The 21,929-nt window shown below is 70.7% G+C and carries 22 protein-coding genes and 1 tRNA gene; 12 read left to right on the top strand and 11 right to left on the bottom strand.

Going from position 1 to position 21,929, the window contains the following annotated elements; genetic code table 11:
* Window positions 1-2 precede the first annotated feature (2 nt).
* From cydB to BKA24_RS13330, 3 genes are all read right to left on the bottom strand, one after another.
* Window positions 3-1,034 carry a cytochrome d ubiquinol oxidase subunit II gene (cydB, locus tag BKA24_RS13340; RefSeq protein ID WP_184219153.1) on the bottom strand — a complete coding sequence of 344 codons (1,032 nt, stop codon included), beginning with the start codon at window positions 1,032-1,034 and terminating at the stop codon, window positions 3-5.
* 9 nt (window positions 1,035-1,043) lie between these two features.
* Window positions 1,044-2,471, bottom strand: a complete 1,428-nt coding sequence (locus BKA24_RS13335) for a cytochrome ubiquinol oxidase subunit I (protein ID WP_184219132.1) — start codon at window positions 2,469-2,471, stop codon at window positions 1,044-1,046.
* A 134-nt stretch (window positions 2,472-2,605) separates the two neighbouring features.
* On the bottom strand, window positions 2,606-3,235 hold the full coding sequence (locus BKA24_RS13330; protein ID WP_184219129.1) for a winged helix-turn-helix transcriptional regulator: 630 nt from the start codon (window positions 3,233-3,235) through the stop codon (window positions 2,606-2,608).
* Window positions 3,236-3,305: 70 nt separating this feature from the next.
* On the opposite strand from BKA24_RS13330, the gene BKA24_RS13325 reads away from it, so the two are divergent.
* Window positions 3,306-3,803, top strand: coding sequence for a DUF427 domain-containing protein (locus BKA24_RS13325; RefSeq protein WP_184219126.1), 498 nt, complete (start codon window positions 3,306-3,308; stop codon window positions 3,801-3,803).
* Between the two features lie 37 nt (window positions 3,804-3,840).
* On the opposite strand, the gene BKA24_RS13320 is transcribed toward BKA24_RS13325, so the two are convergent.
* From BKA24_RS13320 to BKA24_RS13310, 3 genes are all read right to left on the bottom strand, one after another.
* Entirely contained in the window at window positions 3,841-5,433 is a 1,593-nt protein-coding gene (locus BKA24_RS13320; RefSeq protein WP_184219123.1) for a serine/threonine-protein kinase, read from the bottom strand.
* A 108-nt stretch (window positions 5,434-5,541) separates the two neighbouring features.
* Window positions 5,542-6,567 (bottom strand): LLM class flavin-dependent oxidoreductase, encoded by a 1,026-nt coding sequence (locus BKA24_RS13315; protein ID WP_184219120.1) that lies wholly within the window; start codon window positions 6,565-6,567, stop codon window positions 5,542-5,544.
* 68 nt (window positions 6,568-6,635) lie between these two features.
* Window positions 6,636-7,496, bottom strand: coding sequence for an SDR family oxidoreductase (locus BKA24_RS13310; protein ID WP_184219117.1), 861 nt, complete (start codon window positions 7,494-7,496; stop codon window positions 6,636-6,638).
* Window positions 7,497-7,601: 105 nt separating this feature from the next.
* On the opposite strand from BKA24_RS13310, the gene BKA24_RS13305 reads away from it, so the two are divergent.
* Entirely contained in the window at window positions 7,602-7,976 is a 375-nt protein-coding gene (locus BKA24_RS13305; RefSeq protein WP_184219114.1) for a winged helix-turn-helix transcriptional regulator, read from the top strand.
* A gap of 54 nt (window positions 7,977-8,030) precedes the next feature.
* Window positions 8,031-8,978, top strand: coding sequence for an aldo/keto reductase (locus BKA24_RS13300; RefSeq protein ID WP_184219111.1), 948 nt, complete (start codon window positions 8,031-8,033; stop codon window positions 8,976-8,978).
* Window positions 8,979-8,996: 18 nt separating this feature from the next.
* Here the strand turns inward: BKA24_RS13300 and BKA24_RS13295 are convergent, their stop codons facing one another.
* A complete protein-coding gene (locus BKA24_RS13295; protein ID WP_184219108.1) occupies window positions 8,997-9,653 on the bottom strand; it encodes a TetR family transcriptional regulator in 657 nt (218 codons plus the stop codon).
* A gap of 73 nt (window positions 9,654-9,726) precedes the next feature.
* Here BKA24_RS13295 and BKA24_RS13290 point away from each other — a divergent pair, with 73 nt between their 5' ends.
* The 6 genes from BKA24_RS13290 to BKA24_RS13265 all read left to right on the top strand — a co-directional run bounded on the left by BKA24_RS13290 (window position 9,727) and on the right by BKA24_RS13265 (window position 15,009).
* Entirely contained in the window at window positions 9,727-10,737 is a 1,011-nt protein-coding gene (locus BKA24_RS13290) for an SDR family NAD(P)-dependent oxidoreductase (RefSeq protein WP_184219105.1), read from the top strand.
* Window positions 10,738-10,782: 45 nt separating this feature from the next.
* Window positions 10,783-11,514, top strand: a complete 732-nt coding sequence (locus tag BKA24_RS13285; protein ID WP_184219102.1) for a sulfurtransferase — start codon at window positions 10,783-10,785, stop codon at window positions 11,512-11,514.
* Between the two features lie 31 nt (window positions 11,515-11,545).
* On the top strand, window positions 11,546-12,625 hold the full coding sequence (locus BKA24_RS13280; protein WP_184219098.1) for a DNA glycosylase AlkZ-like family protein: 1,080 nt from the start codon (window positions 11,546-11,548) through the stop codon (window positions 12,623-12,625).
* A gap of 268 nt (window positions 12,626-12,893) precedes the next feature.
* Window positions 12,894-13,961: an ECF transporter S component gene (locus BKA24_RS13275; protein WP_184219095.1), complete on the top strand. Its 1,068-nt coding sequence runs from the start codon at window positions 12,894-12,896 to the stop codon at window positions 13,959-13,961.
* Window positions 13,958-14,476 (top strand): GNAT family N-acetyltransferase, encoded by a 519-nt coding sequence (locus BKA24_RS13270; protein WP_184219091.1) that lies wholly within the window; start codon window positions 13,958-13,960, stop codon window positions 14,474-14,476. Before BKA24_RS13275 ends, BKA24_RS13270 begins: the two co-directional genes overlap by 4 nt.
* A 29-nt stretch (window positions 14,477-14,505) precedes the next feature.
* Entirely contained in the window at window positions 14,506-15,009 is a 504-nt protein-coding gene (locus BKA24_RS13265) for a bifunctional nuclease family protein (RefSeq protein ID WP_184219088.1), read from the top strand.
* Here the strand turns inward: BKA24_RS13265 and BKA24_RS13260 are convergent.
* Both BKA24_RS13260 and BKA24_RS13255 read right to left on the bottom strand, forming a co-directional pair.
* Entirely contained in the window at window positions 15,006-15,824 is an 819-nt protein-coding gene (locus BKA24_RS13260; RefSeq protein WP_184219085.1) for an HAD family hydrolase, read from the bottom strand. The genes BKA24_RS13265 and BKA24_RS13260 overlap by 4 nt on opposite strands.
* Before the next feature lie 90 nt (window positions 15,825-15,914).
* On the bottom strand, window positions 15,915-16,730 hold the full coding sequence (locus tag BKA24_RS13255; protein WP_184219082.1) for a hypothetical protein: 816 nt from the start codon (window positions 16,728-16,730) through the stop codon (window positions 15,915-15,917).
* A 142-nt stretch (window positions 16,731-16,872) separates the two neighbouring features.
* Here BKA24_RS13255 and BKA24_RS13250 point away from each other — a divergent pair, with 142 nt between their 5' ends.
* From BKA24_RS13250 to BKA24_RS13240, 3 genes are all read left to right on the top strand, one after another.
* Complete coding sequence (locus tag BKA24_RS13250) at window positions 16,873-17,319, top strand: SRPBCC family protein (RefSeq protein WP_184219079.1); 447 nt, start codon at window positions 16,873-16,875, stop codon at window positions 17,317-17,319.
* Between the two features lie 140 nt (window positions 17,320-17,459).
* Window positions 17,460-18,236 carry an isocitrate lyase/PEP mutase family protein gene (locus tag BKA24_RS13245; RefSeq protein ID WP_184219076.1) on the top strand — a complete coding sequence of 259 codons (777 nt, stop codon included), beginning with the start codon at window positions 17,460-17,462 and terminating at the stop codon, window positions 18,234-18,236.
* A gap of 56 nt (window positions 18,237-18,292) precedes the next feature.
* A tRNA-Ser gene (locus tag BKA24_RS13240) sits at window positions 18,293-18,381 on the top strand.
* A gap of 45 nt (window positions 18,382-18,426) precedes the next feature.
* Here BKA24_RS13240 and BKA24_RS15965 read toward each other — a convergent pair.
* The gene (locus BKA24_RS15965; protein ID WP_184219073.1) at window positions 18,427-20,682 is read right to left on the bottom strand and encodes a transglutaminaseTgpA domain-containing protein; all 2,256 of its coding nucleotides are present in this window, start codon (window positions 20,680-20,682) and stop codon (window positions 18,427-18,429) included.
* Complete coding sequence (locus tag BKA24_RS13230) at window positions 20,672-21,916, bottom strand: DUF58 domain-containing protein (protein WP_184219069.1); 1,245 nt, start codon at window positions 21,914-21,916, stop codon at window positions 20,672-20,674. Before BKA24_RS13230 ends, BKA24_RS15965 begins: the two co-directional genes overlap by 11 nt.
* Window positions 21,917-21,929: the final 13 nt, after the last annotated feature.

The following is a 21,929-nucleotide window of genomic DNA, read 5'->3' as shown; positions in this document are numbered from 1 at the left end:
TGTCAGTGGACGGCGCTGGATGCCTTCTCGATGTGGGCGCGGGTCACGCGCTTGCGGAAGATCCAGTAGGTCCATGCCTGGTACGCGAGGACCAGGGGGAGGAAGATCAGCGCGGCCCACGACATGATCGTCAGCGTGTAGTCGGTGCTGGAGGCGTTCTCGATCGTCAGGGAGAACGCCGGGTCGGTGGACGACGGCATGACGTAGGGGAACAGGGCCAGCCACAGCGTGAGGACCGCGAAGACGATGGTGCCCGCGCCGAAGGTGAACGCCCAGCCGTCGCTGCGACGCAGGTTCGCCACGATCGACGCCAACAGGGTTCCGGCGGCCACCGCGCCGCACACGAACACGGCCCACAGCAGCGGCGCATCGCGGCCGATCGCGATCGCCGCCGTCCAGACGACGGTGCCGGCCGCGAACAGGACCGCGGGGATCGACGTGCGCTTTGCGAGGAGGTGGGCGTCGGCCTGCACCTGTCCGTCGGTCTTGAGGGCGACGAAGTACACGCCGTGGAGGAAGAACAGCAGAAGGGTCGTCGCGCCCACCCACAGGCCGTAGGGATTCAGCAGGGTGAGGAGACTGCCGGTGAACTCCTTGTCGGCGTCGATGGGGACGCCCTGCACGATGTTGCCGACGGCGACACCCCAGAGGAACGCGGGCACGGCGGAGCCGATGACGATCATGCGGTCGAAGCCGCGCTTCCACGCCAGGCCTTCGCGCTGGTGCCGGTACTCGAAGGAGACCCCACGGAGGATGAGCGCGAGCAGGATGAGCAGCAGCGGCAGGTAGAAGCCGCTGAACAGGGTGGCGTACCACTCCGGGAAGGCAGCGAACAGGCACGCGCCGGCCACGATCACCCAGGTCTCGTTGAGATCCCAGATCGGGCCGATGGTGTTGATGACCTGGCGCCGGGAGACGTCGTCCTTCCCGAGGAACGGCAGGCTCATGCCGACACCGAAATCGAAGCCGTCGAGGACGAAGTAGCCGACGAAGAGGACTCCGACGACGAAGAACCAGAGGTAGGCGAGATCCATGGCGCGCTCCTAGTAGACCGTGGAGGGGGTCTGGTCGACGGGAAGGTCCCGTGGATCGGGGTCGTCCGGGCCGGGCAGCGGGTCGGGGCCCTGCTGTGCCGCCTTCAGGATCAGCCGGAACTCGACGACCGCGAGCGCGGCGTAGATCGCGGTGAACGCGACGAGAGAGATGAGCACGGTCCAGCCGGGCACGCTCGGCGAGACACCATCCTCCGTGCGCATGAGCCCGAAGACGATCCACGGCTGGCGGCCCATCTCGGTGAAGATCCAGCCCACGAGGCTGCCGAAGAGGGGGAGCGGAGCCGACCAGATCGCGACGCGCCACATCCAGTCCGCGACGGGACGCTTCGCCTTCTTGCGGGTGACCCAGAGGCCGGCGACGGAGATGAGTGTCGCGATGCCGCCGAAGCCCATCATCCAGCGGAACGACCAGTACGTGACCCAGACCTCGGGCATGTAGTCGATGCCGGCGCCGTAGATCTGCTCGTAGTCGGCCTGCAGCTGATTCAGACCCTCGACGCAGCCATCGAACGTGTGCGTCGAGAGGAACGAGAGCAGGTAGGGCACGCGGAGTGACCAGACCTCTTCGGTGCCGTCGGGCGTGCCGATGGAGAAGATCGAGAACGAGGCGTCCGCGCCGCACGCCGTGTTCCACAGGGCCTCGGCCGCCGCCATCTTCATCGGCTGCGTCTCCACCATCACGAGCCCGAGCTGGTCGCCGCTGATGGCGGTGCCGACGAACGAGGCGATCATGAACCACGCGCCGTAGCGGAGGGCGGGGCGCATGGTGTCGACGTGCTGCCCGCGGCGCAAGTGGAAGGCGGCGACGGCGACGATGACGGCGGCCGCGAACATGAAGGCCGCGAAGATCGTGTGCGGGAACGCGGCGAGGGCGACAGGGTTGGTGAGGAGGGCGAAGAAGTCGACGAGTTCGGCACGGCCGGTCTCGGGATTGAACTCGTAGCCGACCGGGTTCTGCATGAACGCGTTGGCGGTGAGGATGAAGTACGCCGACAGGATCGATCCCACGGCGGTCGCCCAGATGGTGAGCAGGTGGATGCGGCGGGGCAGCTTGTCCCACCCGAAGATCCACAGGCCGATGAAGGTGGCCTCGAAGAAGAAGGCCATGAGTCCCTCGAAGGCGAGGGGCGCCCCGAAGACGTCGCCGGTGAAGCGCGAGTACGACGACCAGTTCATGCCGAACTGGAACTCCTGGACGATGCCGGTGACGACGCCCATCGCGAAGTTGATGAGGAAGATCTTGCCGAACAGGCGCGTCAGGTGCAGCCACCGCACGTCACCGGTCCGGTGCCAGATCGTCTGGAACACCGCGACGGTGAGGGCCATGCCGAGCGTGAGCGGCACGAAGAGGTAGTGGTACAGCGTCGTCAGGCCGAACTGCCATCGAGCGAGGATGAGCGGGTCCAGAAAGTCCACGGGCTTGGTCCTTCCACGGGTATGCTCCGACACTACGATCGGGCGGCTGGCCCGCGGGGCGATTCAGGCCGTGCAAAATAGCCGGCCGTGCGCGGATGCGCCGAGGGTGCGGGCGACGCGCGCCGTCGCGGGCCTCAGTCGGTCGTGTCGGGGCGGCGACGCATGAGCTGGATGACGCATTCGCGCGGATCACACGAGGGGCGCATCCCGACGACCTCGAGAGGGCCGCCGACTTCGCGGAGGGTGCCGCGCATGAGACCGAGGTGCACCTCGCACAGCTTGTCGCGGTGTCCTGCCTGGGACTCGGCGTGCGCGCAGGGGGTGAGTTCGACGGTGAGGTCGTCTTCATCGACGACGGGGTCGAAGCCGCCGTCGAGCAGCTGTTCGACGAGGGCGTCGAGTTGGTGCTGGGACTCGCCGGTGAGGGCCCCGGCGGTCTCGGGCATGACCTTGCGCATCAGCTCGCCGCGGCTGATGGCGGCCTGCACCTTACGGCGGTGCTCTTCGCTGGAGACCTGGTCGCCGTCGACGGCGCGGTAGAGCACGCGGGGGCGGCCGCGGACGGTGCGCTTCTCGATCTCGCTGGCGACGAAGCCGCGTTCGATCAGGCGCTGGACGTGCTCGCGGACGGTGTTCGCGTGCAGGCCGGTGGCGGCGACGAGATCGCCGATGGTCTGCTGCGGGTTGGATTGCAGCAGATGAAGGATCTCCACACGTGAGTAGTTGGAGATGGCGCTGTAGGCAGCGGGACGCCCCGACGTCATGCCTCCATTATCCATCGGCGAGGCGTCTGGCGGGCGGCCGGATGCCGGGAATTGGCCGTACGCTGAGTCGATGCGGCATCCCGTTCCCGATCCCATCGGCCCCGGTCAGGAGAGCGTGTGGGAGTATCCACGTCCGCCGCGAGTGGAGTCCGTGGCGGGGCGCGTCACGATCACGTTGGGCGGCGAGGTGATCGTCGACACGGCGGACGTCGTGCGCGTGCTCGAGACCAGCCATCCGCCGGTGTACTACCTGCCGATCGCCGACTTCGTTCCGGGAGCGTTGCGGGATGCCGCGGGCTCGTCTTTCTGCGAGTTCAAGGGTGCCGCCCGGTACCTGGATGTGTGGGGTGGCGGGCAGGTGCGGGAACGCGCCGCGTGGAACTATCCGCAGCCCGAGCCTGGTTATGAGGCGCTCGCCGGACGCGTCGCGGTCTACGCCCAGGGAATGGATGCGTGCACGGTCGCGGGGGAGACCGTCGTCCCGCAGCCGGGCAAGTTCTACGGCGGCTGGGTGACGTCGTGGGTGGTCGGGCCCTTCAAGGGTGTTCCCGGCTCCATGGGGTGGTGACGCACTCAGAAGGGTGCGGTGCCGGTATCCGGTGCGGTCAGGGGGTCGTCACGGGGTCCGGTGCGGGTTCCTCCGGAGACGGCTCCGCGGGGGCGGGTTCCTCCGGCGCAGGCTCCTCCACGGGCGTCGTCGGCTCCGGTTCGGGTGCCGGCTCGACGGGAGTCGTGGGGTCGGGTTCCTCTGCGCCCGGGTCTGCGGGCGCCGGGGACTCCTCCGCGGGCGCGTCCGGCTCCGGAGAGGAGGACTCCTCATCGGAGGGCGCAGTCGACTCCTCGTCCGTCGGACGGGTGTCTCCTCCTGTGGACGTCTCGCCGTCCGCCTCCGTGTCGGTCGGTTCGCCGGAGGGTCGCGGCGTGCTCGGGGTCTCCTCGGTGACGGCCGGTTCCTCGGACGCCGGTGCCGGCGCCCCGCCGAGAGTTCCGATTCCCCACGCGCCCGCGCCGACCAGGATGGCGGCTCCGACCGCTGCGGCACCGATCAGGGTTCGGCGTCGCCGCGGACGACTCGCGCCGTCGTCGGGAACGGTGTCGGTCGGTGCGGTCGCGGCATCCGTTCCACCGGTTGAAGCGGCTGTCGCGCCTGCGGCGGACGCGAGGCCGGGCATCACCCGGGTGGGCGGGTCACCCGCGCCTGCGCCTGCACCTGCGCCTGCGCCTAGCGGTGCGGCGGCCGCGGCAGCGAGCAGTTCGGTCGGGACGTCGGTGTTCGCACTCTCCGCGGCCGGCGCAGCGGTGAGGAGCTCCGTCGGGGCGGCACCCGCGGCCGCGACCGGGGCGCTCGGCTCCTCGGGCACTCCCATGAGGCGGGATGCCACGATCGCGACGTCGAGCGCGGAGGGACGCTCCGACGGTTCGAGTCGGGTCATCTGCTCCAGGAGATCGCGCCACGGGGCGGACACGGCGACGGGGAGCTCGGGGGGTGCGTTCAGGCGTGCCAGTGCGGTGGCGACTCCTGCGGCGTGAGGGAATGCGGGCTGGCCTGACAGCGCCTCGATCAGCACGAGTCCGAGCGCGTACACGTCTGCCGGTGGCGCGGGTGCCGCACCGTTCACCTGCTCGGGAGCGAGGTACGCGGCGGTGCCGATCACATCACCCGGCTCGGTGACGCGCGCCTCGTCGACGAGGTAGGCGATCCCGAAGTCCGCGAGCTTGGCGCGATAGCGCAGCCCCGGCAGATGCGCCGGCGCCAGCAGGACGTTCGACGGCTTGATGTCACGGTGGACGACATCGGCGGAGTGCACGACGTGCAGACCTTCGGCGATCTCGCTCGCCAGCCGGGCCGTGTCGTGCTCGCTCAGGGGTCCTTCGCGGAGAACGTCGGAGAGGGTGGGTCCCTCCACGAGCTCCATCACGAGGTAGTCCTGCCCGTCGGCGTTGTCGAGTCGGGCGTCGAGCAGCGTCACCAGCGAGGGATGGTTGAGGGTCGCCAGCGCACTCATCTCGCCTCGGGCGCGTTCGGGGGACGCGACACCGTCGACGCCGGGCCGGATGATCTTCACCGCAACGTCACGGCCGAGCAGTTCGTCCATCGCTCGGTACACATCGGCCATGCCGCCGCGGCCGAGACGCTCGCCGATGCGGTACCTGCCGTCGAGCAGGTCTCCGGCGGGGCTGTCGTGGGTTTCGGGCATCCTCATCCTCCGTCCGCGGGGGCGCGGTGCATGGATCCCTCGACGATAGCCACGGCCGGCTGAGTGATCGCCTGCCTTGACGAGGACCGCTCGACCTGCAAGTAGGTCTCAGCGCGTGGACACCCAGCCGAGCGACGGCGCGACGTGCTTCGCGAACGACTCGACGATGCGGAGGTTGAACTCCACGCCCAGCTGCGACGGGATCGTGAGCATCAGCGTGTCGGCCGCGGCGACCGCGGCATCCTGCTGGAGCTGCTCGACGAGCTGGTCGGGGGATCCGGCGTAGGTGCGCCCGAACGTGGCGTGCATGCCGTCGATCACGCCGATGCCGCCCTGCTCGGCCGAGCGACCGAAGTACAGGTCGTCCTCCGCGGTCGTGATGGGGAACACCGATCGGCTGACAGAGACCCGAGGGGTCCCGGCGTGGCCGGCCTCGCGCCACGCACCGCGGAACGCGTCGATCTGCTCGGCCTGCAGCAGATCGAACTCGCGCCCGTCCGCTTCGGTGAGCAGGGTCGACGACATGAGGTTGACGCCCATGGTGCCCGCCCACGCGGCGGTGTCGCGGTTGCCCGCGCCCCACCAGACGCGCGAACGCAGGCCGGGGGAGTGCGGTTCGATGCGCTGCAGACCGGTCCCGCCGCCGAACGGGCTGTGCGGGTCGCGCTCTGCGAGACCCTCGCCATCGATCGCCCGAAGGAACGTGTCGAAGTGCTGCCGGGCGATGTCGGCGCCGCGCGGGTCCTGCGAGCCCGTGTAGCCGAACGCCTCGTAGCCGTTGACGACCGACTCGGGTGAGCCGCGGCTGACGCCGAGCGCCAGGCGGCCGTCAGAGATCAGGTCGACGGATGCCGCTTCCTCGGCGAGATACAGCGGGTTCTCGTACCGCATGTCGATGACGCCGGTGCCCATCTCGATGCGCTCGGTCGTCGCGGCGATGGCGGCGAGCAGCGGCATGGGGGAGGACTGCTGACGCGCGAAGTGGTGCACGCGGAAGTAGATGCCGTTCGCGCCGAGGTCGTCCATGCCCTGGGCGAGATCGATCGCCTGGCGCATCGAGTCGCCGGCGGTGAGTTCGCGGCCGCGGCCGAGGGGGCCGTAGTGGCCGAAGGAGAGCGTGCCGAATCGTTCCATGTCGATCGCAACGCGGCATCCGCCCGCTCCATTCCCGTGAATGAAGCAGCGGATGCCGCGCGAGGGGATCAGGCCGACAGCGCCGCCCGGATGCCCTCGGCGAAAGGCGTCGTGGGGCGGCCGATGAGGCGGGCGAGCGTGGGGTCTGCGTCGGCGAGCACACCGCGGCCGATCCCCGCCTGCATCTCGGCCACGAATCCGATGGTTCCGGCGTCGAGGCCCGCGGCCGTGAGCGCCTCTTCCAGCTGCGCGCGCGACACGGGGACGTAGGCGACGTCACGGCCGAGAGCGGAGCCGAGGGCATCGGCGATCTCGGCGTACGAGACCGCGATGTCGCCCGACAGCTCATAGGTCCGGCCCACGTGCCCGTCTTCGAGCAGCACCACGGCAGCGGCCTCCGCGTAGTCGGCCCGACTCGCGGCGGCGACCCGGGCGTCGCCCACGGCGGCGGCGAGCGCGCCGGTGGCGCCGGCGGTCGCGGCATCCGCGACGTAGTTCTCGATGTACCAGTTGTTGCGCAGGATCACGGCGGGGATGCCGCGGTCCGCGATCTCCCGCTCGGTCGCGGAGTGGTCGGGGGCGAGCACGAAGTCGATCGTGTCGGTGTGCGCGAGGCTGGTGTAGACGAGCTTCGCGACGCCTGCGGCCTGCACCGCGTCGATCACGGTGCGGTGCTGTTCGAATCGGGCGCCCGGGTCGGACCCGGAGACCAGCAGGACGCTGTCGACGCCCTGCAGCGCCGCGGCGACCGATGACGGGTCGTTGTAGTCGAGTGCCGTGACGCGGACGCCGCGCGCGGCGAGGTCGCTCGCCTTCTCGGGCGTGCGGGCGCCGGCGACGATGTCCTCGGGTCGCGCTCCGCGCCGCAGGAGGGCGTCGACGACGAGGTGTCCGAGGTGTCCGCCGGCGGCGGTGACGAGGATGGTCATGGCTGTCCTTTCGATGTCCGCGCGAATGCGCGTCACGCGGGCCAACGGCCGTCCGGCAGTACGCATTCCGATCCACGGGTACCCACTTTTCGGTAAGGTACCCACATGAAGGTGAGTTTCGACCTCCTCCGGTCGGAGTCGCCGGGCCTCTTCGAGGACGGGTGCCCCACTCGAGCTGTCCTGGATCACGTGATGAGCAAGTGGGGCGTCCTCGTGCTGATGGCACTGACGGACGGCACACGGCGCTGGGGTGAGCTGCGGCGCACGGTGGACGGTGTCAGCGAGAAGATGCTCGCCTCCACCCTGCGCACCCTCACCGCCGACGGTCTCGTCACCCGCACCTCGTATCCGGAGGTGCCGCCCCGCGTCGAGTACGCGCTCACTCCGCTCGGCGAGGAACTCATGGAGCGGATGATGCCGCTCATGGCGTGGATCGGCGACAACGCCGCCGGCATCCTGGAGTCATCCCGCGGGCGGTGACCCGGGCCGCGGTCACCGGAGCCCGCTCTTCTCAGCCGTGTCAGGATCGAGGACATGACTGCTCTCGGAACCAGCGACCTCGACGTCTTCCCCCTCAGCTTCGGCGGCAACGTGTTCGGTTGGACCGCTGACCGCGACACCTCCTTCGCGATCCTCGACGCCTTCGTCGCCGGCGGGGGCGACTTCGTCGACTCGGCCGATGTGTACAGCGCGTGGGCTCCGGGAAACTCCGGCGGCGAGAGCGAGACGATCATCGGGCAGTGGCTGGCGTCGCGTCGCCCCGACGGCGTCGTGGTCGCGACCAAGGTCAGCAAGCACCCCGACTTCCGGGGCCTGTCCGCGTCGAACGTGCGGGCCGGCGCAGAGGCATCGCTGCGGCGGCTGGGTGTCGAGGCGATCGACCTCTACTACGCGCACGCCGAAGACCCCGACACCCCGCTCGAGGAGACGGTGGCCGCATTCGGTGCACTGGTGACCGACGGGCTGATTCGCTACCCCGCGATCTCCAACTTTTCGGCGGAGAACACGCGAGAGTGGGTGCGCATCGCGCGTGAGCTCGGGGTCGCCGAGCCCGTCGCCGTGCAGCCCCGGTACAACCTCGTCGATCGCACCATCGAACGCGACCTCGTCCCCGTCGCCGACGAGCTCGGGCTGGCCGTCGTCCCCTACTCCGCCCTCGCGAGCGGATTCCTCACCGGGAAGTACCGCTCGAGCGACCCGGCGGGCCAGGCATCGCCGCGCGCCGGCACCGCAGCGTCGTACGCGACCGCCGAGGGCCTCGCCATCATCGCGGCCCTCGAGGAGGCGGCATCCGCTCACGACGTGTCGGTGGCCAGTGCCGCGTTGGGCTGGCTGCGAGCGAAGGGCACCGTCCCGATCGCCTCCGCCTCGCGGGTCGAGCAGGTCGACGGTCTTCTGGCGGGGGCGCGGCTCGAGCTGAGCGCCGACGAGATCGCCTCGCTGGATGCCGCATCGGACGCGTACGCCGCGACCAAGGTCTGAGCGGCAGCGGTCCTCGCGTCAGAGCAGCCGCTCCATCCCGGCGAGGAACGCGTCGACGTCGAAGCGCAGCTGGTCGGCGCCGTGGTTGTCCACCCGCGCGTCGACCAGCTCGCGCAGCGTGGGATAGGTCTCCGCGGTGTCATCGAGCGCCTGGCGCAGGCGGGCGACCTGCGGATCCTCCGCGGCGTGTCCGGCGATGACGGCGTCGCGCGCGAAGCCCTGACAGATGCTCGCCAGCAGGTGGATGGCGCGGCTCGTCGTGAGGACGTCGAATCCGGCCTCACGCAGTCGCCGCGCGAGCGTCTCGGCGGGCGCGATGATCGCGAGGTCGCGCGGTGACGCGAATCGGAGGTAGCCGAGCCACGCGCCGGTGTCGATGATCCCCTCCACCATCGCGGCGGCGTACCCCCGGCAGGCGTCCTGCCACGTGTCGCCGAGGTCGACGTGGGCAGCGTCGAACCGGCGGCGGAACGCGTCGACGGCGAGCAGTTCGAGGAGGTTGTCGCGATCGGTGACGTGGTGGTTGAGCGCCTTGCGGTCCACCCCGATCGCGTCGGCGACCTGCTGCATCGTCAGGGTCGCGGGGTCGAGTCCTCGCGCCGCCGTGAGGATCTGCTCGCGGTCGAGGCCGGCGCGATTGCCGCGCCCTCGCCGTCGCTCCTCGCCCGTGATCATCCTCTTCCCTTCATCGTCGGGCGAGAGTAACATTTCCCGCACGGGAATTAAATGATCCGGAGAGGACTCGACCATGGCCGCCAGCACCCCACTCACCGCCGCATCGACGATCGGCGACTGGCTCGACAGCGAGGTGGGAGGCCCCCTGATCCGCGGCCTCCTCGCCGCGTCCGGAGCGTCGGAGGACTCGCTCGCTCCCGTGCGCGGGCTCCCGCTCCAGCAGCTGGTCGCCCTCAGCCGGGGGCAGATGCCGCAGTCGGTCGTCGACGACCTGGTCAGGCAGGCGAACGACGGCGAGCTGCCCGACGCCGCGCCGAGCGGGTGGACTGAACGAATTTCGTCGGGCCGCTTCGCCGGCCAGACGGTGATCGTGACGGGCGCCGCCTCCGGGATCGGCCGGGCGACCGCCGCACGGATCGTCCGCGAAGGCGGCCGCGTCGTCGCCACCGACATCTCGGCCGAGAAGCTCGCCGAGTTCGCGGCATCCCTCCCGGAGGCGGACATCGTCGTCGTCCCCGGCGACATCACGGAGCAGGAATCCGTCGACGCCGTCGTCGCTGCTGCCGGAGACCGCATCGACGCCCTCGCGAACGTCGCCGGCATCAACGACGACTTCTCGCCGCTCGCCGAGACGACCGACGCGATGTGGCACAAGGTGCTCGCGGTCAACGTCACCGGCCCCTTCCTCCTCAGCCGTGCCGTCCTGCCCGCCATGCTCGCCGCGGGCCGGGGATCGATCGTCAACGTCGCCTCCGAAGCGGCCCTGCGCGGAAGCGCGTCCGGCAACGCCTACACGACCTCCAAGCACGCCGTGATCGGACTCACCAAGAGCGCCGCCGTCATGTACGGGCCGCAGGGCATCCGAGTGAACGCCGTCGCCCCGGGAGGTGTGGCCACCGGCATCCCCTTCCCCGCGCACGTCTCGGAGTACGGGCAGGAGCGGCTGGGGGCGTTCCACGGGCTCATCCCCTCGGTCGCCACCGCCGAGCAGCTGGCGGCGTCGATCACGTTCCTGCTCTCCGACGACGGCGTCAACATCAACGGCGCCGTGCTCGCGAGTGACGGCGGGTGGTCGGCGCAATAGTCTCCGCGGCGCCACGATCCGAGGGCCAGTGACTACCCTCGGATCGTGGCATCCGTTCTGAACATCTCGGCCTACCTCTTCACCCCCATCGCCGACCCGGCTGCGCTGCGACCGGTGCTCGAGCGGCGGGCGACCGAGCGGGAGCTCAAGGGGACCATCCTGGTCGCCGAAGAGGGGATCAACCTGTTCCTCGCCGGATCCGCGACGTCGGTGCGCGGCTTCGTCGACGAGCTGCGCGAGGACGAGCGCTTCGCCGCGCTGACCACGAAGGAGAGCTGGTCGGAGGATGCGCCCTTCCGCAAGATGATCGTCAAGCACAAACGCGAGATCATCCGGATGGACCGGCCCGCGATCCGCCCCGCGGAGGGACGTGCGCCGGCCGTCGAGCCGCGCGTGCTGCAGCGATGGCTCGCGCAGGGTCACGATGACGACGGTCGTGAGGTCGTGCTCCTCGACACCCGGAACGCCTTCGAGGTGGACCACGGCACCTTCACGGGAGCGGTCGACTGGCGGATCGAGAAGTTCACCGAGTTCCCGGGAGCGGCCGATGCGCACCGTGACGACCTGCTCGGAAAGACGGTCGTGAGCTTCTGCACCGGCGGCATCCGATGCGAGAAGGCCGCGATCCATCTGCGCGAGGAGGGCATTGACGCGCGCCAGCTCGAGGGCGGCATTCTCGGCTACTTCGAAGAGGTGGGCGGCGAGGGCTTCCAGGGCGAGTGCTTCGTCTTCGACGAGCGCCGCACCGTCGACGCCCGGCTCGCGCCGACCGGCTGAGCGGGTCGGAGGCTGGCGCTACCCTCGACCCATGCACCGGCTCTCCCGCGACGACGCGCGCCGCATCGCCGTTCGCGCCCAGCTCCTCGACGCCGACCGCCCTGCGGACGTCGTGGAGGTCGCCGAGCAGCTCGGAGCGATCAAGATCGACCCCACCGCCGTGATCTCGCCGAGCGAGCACACCATCTGCTGGTCGCGGATCGGATGGGCCTACGAGCCGGGGCAGCTGTCGAAGGCGGTCGAGACCGACCGCCAGCTCTTCGAGTACGACGGTCAATTCCGCCCCACGAGCCTCCTGCCCTTCCTGTGGCCACTGATGCGCACGCGCACGCTGCGGGCGGCGACCCGCGAGTACCTCGAGGCCAACGCACGCTTCCGCGCCGATATCCTCGCCAGGCTCACGAGCGAAGGAGAGCTGCTCGCCGCCGACATCCCCGACACCTCCCAGGTGCAGGCGAAGAATGAGGGCGGCTGGTACGGCTCCAATCAGGTGCCCCGCATGCTCGAGCTCATGATGTATCTCGGAGAGGTCGCGGTCAGCCGCCGCGTCGGTCGTCAGCGGGTGTGGGACCTCGCCGAGCGTGTCTACCCGACCGGGCTCCCCGAGATGTCGCCGGAGGATGCCGAGACGGCTCTCGCCGCGCGTCGGCTTCAGGCGCTCGGCATCGCGCGGCAGAAATCGTCGTGGAGCGGGGTCGGTGTCGCCGGCGAGGAGGCGCGGGTCGAGGGGAGCACCTGGGTGTGGCGCGTCGATCCCGAGGCGATCGCGGCACTCGAGGACGATCCCGGCGGCCGCGCGGCTGTCCTCAACCCGTACGACCGCATGCTCTTCGATCGGCCCCGGCTGGCGGAGCTGTTCGACTTCGAGTTCGTCCTGGAGCAGTTCAAGCCCAAGAGTCAGCGCGTGTACGGCTACTTCGCCCATCCGATCCTGGTGGGCGACCGGTTCATCGGGTTGCTGGACGCTGCGCTGGACAAGAGGAAGGAGAACCTCGTCGTCGGCGCGGTCCACGAGCTGGTCCCCTTCGACGACGAAGAGCGCGAGATGGTGCACGCCGAGATCCGAGACCTCGCTGAATGGATCGGCGTCCCCGTGCGAGGACTCGACTGAACGAGGAGTCGCGGCGATGCCGGGGGAGGTGGGGATCGGACGCCGTCCCTCCGGCATCCGATCCCGCCATGTCCCGCTGGTCGGACAGGGGCACCTACGCGCGGAGCGGGCCCGACCGTCTCCGCACTCTTCCCCCCAGAAGAGGCGCGTCTCGAATGGTACGTTCCGCGGGTAACGGAATGGCCACGGACGGGCGATCCCGGACGACTCCGGACAGCTCCGACGTCCGGATACACTCGGGAGTCGCACGCACCGAGGGGGATCGATCGTGAAGGCAGCCGACATCGGAGAGACTCCGGATGAGTCATCCGCCGATGTCGCCCGCTCGCTCCAGGACCTCCGATCCCGCTCCGGCGCGACGTATGCCGATATCGCCATGCGCATCGCGGCGCTCCGCGTCGCGGCGGGCGTGAGCCCGTCGGCCGCACGCGTGGCGCGCTCGACGGTCTTCGACGCGTTCAAAGCCGACCGTGCGCGTCTGAACCCTGCGCTCGTCGCGGAGATCGCGACCGTCCTCGGTGAGGATGACGCCGCCGTGGCGTCGTGGCGTGAGCGCGCCACGAAGGCCGCGCTCGTGCGTCGCGACCCCGCGCCGCACTCCGAGAAGCGGCCGCAGGTTGCGACCGATCTGCCGGCAGCGGCGACGCTGCCGCCGCTGACCGCCCCCGCGACCACCGCCCGTGCGGGGTGGTGGGAGCGCCACTCGGTGGCACTGATCCTGCTCACCGTCTGCATCGCGGCGAACCTGCTCGGACACCGCTTCGTGTCCGCGCTGCAGGTGCCCCTCTTCTTCGACATGATGGGCACCGCCATCGCATCGATCGCGCTCGGGCCGTGGCACGGCGTGCTCGTCGCGGTCGCCACGAACGTCGTGGGCATGGCACTGTCCAACCCGGCGTCGATCTTCTTCACCGCGGTGAATGTGGCGGGTGCCCTCCTCTGGGGCTACGGCGTGCGCCGCTTCGGCATGGGCCGGACCGTGCTCCGATTCCTGCTGCTGAACCTCCTCGTCGCTTTCGTCTGTTCGGTCATCGCCGCAGCCATCATCGTGTTCGCGTTGTCCGGGACGTCGCACCATCCGCTGGACGATCTGGCGCGGTCGTGGATGGCGCTCGGGCAGGGACTCCTGCCTGCGGTGTTCTCGTCGAATCTGGTCACGTCTGTCGCGGACAAGCTCATCGCCGGGTTCGTGACCCTCGTGGTGCTGGGCTCACTCGGGCCGGTGGCCGACCGGATCTCGCTCCCGCGCGACACCGTCTTCCGCCGGCTGCAGGCGCCCACCAGGGCCACGGCGCGCGCCCATGGGCCGCAGCGGACCCGTACGCTCGAAACATGAGTCCGGAACACGGCGCCGTCCTGCGTACCTTCGACGACGGCACCGTCCTGCGGGCCGCGTCGCCCGGGGACGAGGCGGGGCTGCTGGCGGCGATCCAGGCCCTCGCGGACTACGAACGCGAACCCGATGCAGTCGAGAACACCGCTGCCGACCTCACATCGAGCCTGTTCGGCCCCGATCCCAAGGTTTTCGCGCACGTGGTCGAGCGCGAGGAGCGCATCGTGGGGATAGCGATCTGGTTCCTCACCTACTCGACGTGGACCGGCCGCCACGGCATCTGGCTGGAAGACCTCTTCGTCGACGCGGACCAGCGCGGCCGCGGCTACGGAAAGGCGCTCATCGCGTCGCTCGGGGCCGTGGCTCTTCAGCGCGGATACTCGCGGGTGGAATGGACGGTGCTCGACTGGAACGCGCCCTCCATCGCGTTCTACCGCTCGCTGGGTGCGGAGCCGATGGACGAGTGGACCACACAGCGGATGAGCGGGCCTGCGCTGGAGGCGCTCGCACGCGCGTGATCGCGGCGACGCCGGACAGGAGGATCGGGATGGTTCAGGTGCGTGTGGCGGGCGTCGCGGTGGATGCCGCCGGCGACCACGTCATCCTGCTGAAACCCGTCGACACCCTGCCCGGTGCCGGCCGGGTCCTTCCGATCTGGATCGGCGCACAGGAGGCGACGTCGATCCTCATCGCGATCGAGGGCGTGGAGGCGCCTCGCCCACTCGCGCACGACCTCATGAGCGCCATGCTCGCGGGAATGGGCGCCACCGTGACCCGGGTGGAGGTCACGCGGGTGGAGGACGGCACGTTCTACGCCGAGGTGACGATCGCGGCATCCGGTGTCCTCACCCTGGATGCACGTCCGTCGGATGCCGTCGCTCTCGCGTCGCGTACGGGTGCCCCGATCTTCGTCGCCGACTCCGTGCTCGCCGAGGCCGGGATCGTGGACATCACGGCGGAGGACGAGGAGGCCGATCCCGAGGAGAACGTGGCGGAGTTCAAGCGGTTCCTCGACGACGTCGATCCGGACGACTTCCGGGACGGGCGCTAGGCCACGTCGTCGATCTCGTCGGCGGCATCCGACTCGTCGGAGGTGAGGAGCGTGCCGCGGCGGGGCGTGCGCGGTCGGGTCCGCGGGGCGGGCGAGTCCCGCAGTGCGGCGACGAGCGTCGCCACGTCGGACTCGTCACGCACCGCGAGCACGTGGCCGACGCCGGCTCGTCGGGCGGCGAGAAGGTCCCGGCGGGGGTGACTGCCGACGTACCAGGCGTCGACGGGATGGACGCCGAGCAGGGCGGCGGCGACCTCGATGCTCCGCGGATGCGGCCGACGGACGCCCACCTCCTCGCTGAAGACCTGAGCCGTGACCATCGGCGAGAGCGAGCCCGCTGACAACAGCGCCCTGCGTCGGTGTCCGGGCGGGGCGTCGCCGATGAGGGCGACCGGGATGCCGCGGCTGTGGGCGACGGCGATCGCCTCGACGGCCTGCGGGCGAGGGTCGCGCTGCCAGAGCGCGGCGTCGAGGTCGCCGCTGAGCGCGGCGGCGTCACGGAGAAGGGCGGATCGCGCGTCAGCGTCGAGTTCGGCGGTGAGGACGGCGGCGACCGTCTCGGCGGGAACCTCTCGCGGCACGCGACGGTGCCGGAGGGTGGCGTCACGCTCGGAGATCGCCCGCAGTCCGTGCTCGAGCGCGCCGCGCACCCGGTCGACGTCGTGTTCGATCGCCGCCGTGGTCAGACGCCTCACGACCTGTTCGGTGAGCACCCTGATCGTGTCCCGGTGGACCATCGGGGCGAAGACGACACCGTCGGCGTCGAGCAGGAGGGCGCGCGGAGCCGAGGGCCCCTCGGCGAAGGGATCGAGCACGCTCCGACGCTACGATCGGGCCCTGACATCCACGCCACCGGAAGGTGAATGGCGCGGGAACAGGCACCTCGGTCTCGTGGAGCGTCGGACTCAGCCGAGCGGCGTGATCGTCACCGCGTCGCCGAGACCCGAGAACTGCTGGGTGATCGTCGTCGTCCGTCCCAGGAAGCCCGTGGTCGACTCGGCTCGGACGGGAGCCCACTCCTCGGTGACCCACACGGCGTACGCCTCGACGGGGATGTCGAACCACGAGTAGGGCGCGTCGCTGTCGATGCGCCATGCCTCGACGGTCGTTCCGTCGTCGAGCGCGAGCTCCTCCGCGGCGTCGGCGACGGTCCAGGTCGCACCCTCCCGGATGAGGTCGGAGATGAAGCCGGGATCGGCGAACACGCGGTAGAGCTCGCCGGTCGTCCCGGCCATCTGCTCGTCGGGGTCGCTCGACTCCCGATCGCCGACGACGGGTCCCTCGCCCGTGTCCAGCATCATGACGTCGTCGACGAAGCTGAGGGCGAGTGGTCCGTCTCCCGTCTCGAGGTCTGCGCGGAAGTCGAACGTGGGCGCGTACCGGTAGACCACCTGCCCGGCGAGCTCGTCGCCGGTGAGCGTGAGGGTCCCGCTCTCGTGGCCCACCACGATGGCCTGGAGGCAGGGGCCGAGGTCGGCGCCTTCGACGACCGCTCCGGCGGCCAGCGCGACCGGCTCGCACTCGGCGGGTGCTTCGGCCGACTCTGAGGTCGGCTCGGGCGTCGGTGTCGCAGCGGTCGGTTCTGCCGACGGCTCGGACGAGGCGGGTGTCTCGGCGGGAGCGGGAGCGGGCGTCGGTGCGCAGCCGGCGAACAGGAGGGTCGCCGCCACGAGGGCAGGCACCAGGCGGGCGGCGGATCGGTTGCCGATGTCGAGGCGCACGAACGACTCCTTGCGGTGGAGGGACGCGTCCGAGCCTAGCCTGCCTACTAACAGACCCCCGGGGAGGGTCGCAAGCCCCTGGGGGCGGGCGCGCGACTGCGCCCAGGATGGGGACACATCCACCGATGAGAGGAGTCGGACCATGGCAAGCATCATCGAGACCATCGACGTCGACGTGCCCGTGACGACGGCGTACAACCAGTGGACGCAGTTCGAATCGTTCCCGCATTTCCTGAGCTACGTGGAGCGGATCGACCAGATCGACGACACGACGACGCGCTGGACCGTCAAGATCAACGGGGCGGAGCGCGAGTTCACCGCGAAGATCACCGAGCAGCACCCCGACGAGCGCGTCGCGTGGAACAGCGTGGACCAGGATCACGCCGGTGTCGTGACCTTCCATCGCCTGAGCGACACCGAGACGCGGGTCACCGTCCAGCTCGACTGGAAGCCGGAGGGATTCGTCGAGACCGTGGGAGCCGCCTTCGGCGTCGATGACCACGCGGTCAAGAAGGACCTGAAGAAGTTCAAGGAGTTCATCGAATCCCGCGGCGCTGAAACCGGTGCCTGGAGAGGCGACGTGGGCTGAGCGGTCGGATCCGTCCGATCGTGACCGACGACCCGGTGGCTGCGGCCACCGGGTCGTCTCCGTCTGCGGCAGGCCGGAGGCCGATGTCGGTGTGTGTCAACCCGACCCGCGGAGGTCTGCGGTGGTGGCACGGTGGAAGCATGACCGAGAACAACACCACGGACCGTGCCCGCCGACTGCGCGAGCTCCACGCCGCCTCCGAGATCCTCCGGGTGGTGAACGTCTGGGACGTGATCTCCGCGAAGGCCGTGCTGGCGCTTCCCGAGACGAAGGCGATCGCCACGGCCGGGCACTCCATCGCGGCATCCTTCGGATACGACGACGGCACCATCCCGCTCGAGCTCACCCTCGACGTCGTCGGACGGATCGTGTCCGCCGCCGGCGAGGTCCCCGTCAGCGCCGACCTCGATGACGGATACGCCGACCCCGCCGACACCGTGCGGCGAGCGGTCGGTGTCGGCATCGTCGGCGCGAACATCGAGGACCGGCTCCGGCCCTTCGACGAGTCCGTCTCCCGGGTGTCGGCGGCCGTGCGGGCGGCGGAGGCCGAGGGAGTGCCGTTCGCGCTGAACGCCCGCACCGACGCGTTCGTGCGCGGCGGCGACCGCCCCGCCGCCGATTCCCTCGCCGACGCGATCGCCCGTGGCCGGGCCTACCTCGACGCCGGCGCCGACGTCGTCTTCGTCCCCGGTGTCCTCGACGCCGAGACGACGGCCGCCCTTGTGGAGGGGATCGGCCGCGTCAGCGTGATCGGCTTGCCCGGTGCGCTGACCGCCGGCGAGTACGAGAAGCTCGGCGTCGCCCGCATCTCGTACGGACCGCTGACCCAGCGGGTCGCGCTGACGGCGTTCCAGGACGTGGCGAAGAGCCTCTACGCCGACGGGGCGATCCCCGAGTCCACGCGCGCCCTCAACTGAGCGCAGGCCCGCCGGCACGCAAGGGCGACGCATGCCGCATGGTAAGGTCGTCGTTTGGAAGCGTGTCCGAGCGGCCGAAGGAGCATGGCTGGAATCCATGTAGGCGGGGTAACTCGTCTCGCAGGTTCAAATCCTGTCGCTTCCGCTCTCGAGCCCCTCACCGGTGATCCGGTGAGGGGCTCTTCTCGTCTCAGGCGTTCGCGGCGGTCGCCGCCGCGAACGTGGAGCCGGGTCGCACGATCAGGGAGCGGGGGAGGACGGTCGCGGCCAGGCGGCGCCCGGGGGACACCGCGTCCCGCAGCGAGCGGTGGACGCTCGCGGCATCCGCCACCAGGGACTCGCCCGCGGGGCGCCCTCGCTCATCCGGGGCCGCGTAGCTCGCCCGCTCGACCGCGGCGGTCAGGCGGCCCAGTGCGGTGGGATCGGCGCCGTGCTCGGTGGTGAGCCGTGCCGCGAAGGCGCGGGGCGACTCGGCTGCGGGAACCTCGATGCCGAGGTCGAGCGCGGAGTCCTGCACCATCCGCCACGCGGTGCCCGCGCTTCCGCCCTGAACGCGTGCCACCCGGGATGCCGCGCGGAGGCGTCGCGCGAGGGCGGGGGCGGCGATGAGGGCGGCGATCCCGAGGATCAGCCCCAGCGTCGGGAGGAGCTTCGACGGGTCGATCCCGCCGGCCACGGATCCCGATTCCGGGTCCCGCTCGTCCGCGCGGGGTCCCGCGGTCGCCGACGGGCTGGCCGACGCGCTGGGTGCGGGTGACGCGGACGGCTCGGGCGCGGAGGGGTCGATGTCCTCAGCGATGAAACGCTGGGCGCTGCCGAGGCTCTTGGTCGGCTCGAAGGCGACCCATCCGATGCCCTCGAAGCGCACTTCGGGCCAGGCGTGGAGCTGGGCGGTCGTCGCCTCGTACACCCGTTCGTCGTCCGCGGTCTCGCCGGTGGGTGCGCCGGGGAGGAAGCCGACGACGACGCGCGAGGGCATGTCGAGGGTCCGTGCCATGAGCGCGAAGGCTGAGGCGAAGTGCACGCAGTAGCCGGAGCGCACCTCGAGGAAGTCTCCGATCGCATCGGCTCCCGAACCGTCGAAGCCCTCCTCGACGGGTGCGTCCAGCGAGTAGTCGAACGACGTCCCGCGGAACCAGCTCTGCAGGGCGAGAAGCCGGTCGTAGTCGTTGTCGGCGTCGACGGTGACTTCCTCCGCGAGCCGGGCGATGTTCTCCGGCATCCCCAGCGGCAGCTCGAGGGCGCTCGCGAAACGGGCGCCTCCCGATGTCGCCTGCGACTCCCGCGCCTGCTCGAGGCTCGGGCGCGGGACCGTGGTGGCCACCTCGTACTGCTGGCCCTGTGCGGCGACGCCGGTCGACCTCACGGTGCGGTTGTCGGGTGTGACCACCCACTCCGCGCCGTCGACACCCTCGATGGCGGTCGCGGGGTAGGGGACCGGAAGGGTCGCCGACGCCAGGTCGAGCACCTCCACCTGGGTGCGGTACTCGACGACGCGGATGTCCTCCGCCGTCTCGGGCGCCGCTCCGTCCCACTCGTCGAGGGTGACCGACCGGCCGCGGTCGGGTCGCCACGAATCGCCGTCGAGTCTCGTCAGCGTCGCGACCCGCAGATAGGGGGGTGTCGGGGTGTCGCCCCACGTCCGTACGACCGGGACCTCGGAGGGCCGGCGGAGATCGTCGCCGAGGTTCAGCGACGCATCGATCGTGGTGCCCGAGACCACGCCGCCGGTCGCGGCGGACTGCGGAAGCGTGGGTGCGGCGACCACCGCCACGACGATCGCCACCGTCGCGATCACTGCCGACACCACACCCACCCCCGATACAGGGGAGGGAGCGGATGCCGAGCGGACGCGCGATCTCGTGTCGGAGCGGATCACCCAGAGCATCGCCGCGGCGAGCAGGACGAACGCCCAGACGTCCACCTCCGATCGGATCGCGAGCGAGGGGATGAGCCACACCGCCATGAAGGCGACCGTCGCCAGGAGCGGCATCCGGGCAGTGAGGACCACGTGATCGAGGGCGATGACGAGGAGGCCGACCGACCCGACGACCAGGAAGGTCACGGCGGGGGTCGCCTCCAGCGGCGCGACTCCGACGGTGATGGCGGCGACGGCCTCTTCGAGGAGGAGGGGGACGCGCTCGATGGTTTCGAGGGTGGGGAGGACGACCAACCAAGCGACGTCGCTGAAGAACACCGCCGTCGTGCCGAGGATCCACAGGGCGACCTCGATGAGCGTCACCGCGACGGCCGGGACACCCCATCTCCGCGCCAGGTATCCCGCGAGCAGGAGCGCAGCGGGCCCCGCGATGCACAGCAGCGTCCACGTGCCCGGTGCGATCACGGTCAGCAGGGGGAGGAGAGCTGCGACGAGCGCGACGAGGAGCGCGATCGTCGTCCCGGCGTCGCCGCGCCTGCTCCGGGACGGGGTCCCGTCAGTCGACACCGACGGTCCCTCGTTCGGGTGCCCACTGGCTCCAGAGGGTCTTCAGCTCGTCCTCGGGCTCGAGTGGGGTCGTCCGCCATCCCGTCGCGGAAGCCGCGCGGAGCCCCTCCGGATCGGCGCCGACGGAGACGAGGACCGGCAGGGAGGTGTGCGCGACGATGGGCGCCAGCAGTGCGGCATCCGATTCGCGCACGGGTCCGGTCACGACCACGACCGGGCCCAGCGTCGCCCCGGCGAACAGCGGTGCCGCATCGGCGAGCGAGCCGTCACGGCGCGCCGTGACCGTGGCGAACGCGATCGTCATCGTCTCCACGGCGGCGAGGTCGCCCGCCTCGATCGGCTCGACCAGCTCCGCACCGTCGACATCCAGCACGGCGACCGTGTACCCCTCGCGGACGAAGCGCGCCGCGGCCGAGACGACCGCGGAGACGGCGACCTCGAACGCGGGGTCGTCGCCGGGGGTGCGCAGCGCCTCCGCAGACCAGCGATCGCGGGACCGGTCGAAGAGCACGACCGCCTCGGGGTTCGACTCCTGCTCCTCCTGCCGCACCATCAGGTCGCCGCGATGCGCGCTCGCCCGCCAGTGGATGCGTCGCATCGAGTCGCCCGGGAAGTACGGCCGCGGGATGAGGTTGTCGGCTCCCTGCCCGAGCCGATCGGTGGCTGTCTGCATGCTGCCGCCGGCGTCGCCGGGGAGGTCTTCGAGCGCGCCGAGATCGATCCGGGCGGGTGCCACCGTCAGGGGCACCGGCGTGTCCAGCCGCTGGGTGCGCCGCGCGAAGCCGAACGGGTCGGTCGTGGTGACCCGCAGTGGCCCGATCGAGCGGATGCCGCGCCGACGTGCCGTCAGCCGGTAGGCGAGGTCGACGCTGTGGCTGCCGGCGATCAGCCCCGACCGCATCCCCGGGAACGCGCCGGTCGCCTCGCCCTCGACGCCGGGGGCCAGTGCGTCCTCCCACCTGCCGCTCATCGTCGGCAGGACGGTCCGGGATTCCACATGGGCGCGCACCGTCACCTCTTCACCAGCCGTGGCGACTTCGGGCGAGAACGTGCGGCGGACATGATCGGGGCGGTGTCCCAGGTAGAGGGAGCCGAGGCCCAGGGCGACCGCGCTCAGCAGCAGGACGCCGAAGAAGAGAAGGGCGGGGATGGTGAAGGCGCCCGCCAGGACGAAGGAGAGCAGCCCGAGGAGGACGGCGCCCGTTCCGCGCAGCGTGAGCGGCCATCTCGTCATGTGCCGGCCAGAC

The organism is Microbacterium marinum (assembly GCF_014204835.1).
Classification (GTDB): Bacteria; Actinomycetota; Actinomycetes; order Actinomycetales; family Microbacteriaceae; genus Microbacterium; species Microbacterium marinum.
This window is presented reverse-complemented; position numbering and strand designations above follow the sequence as displayed.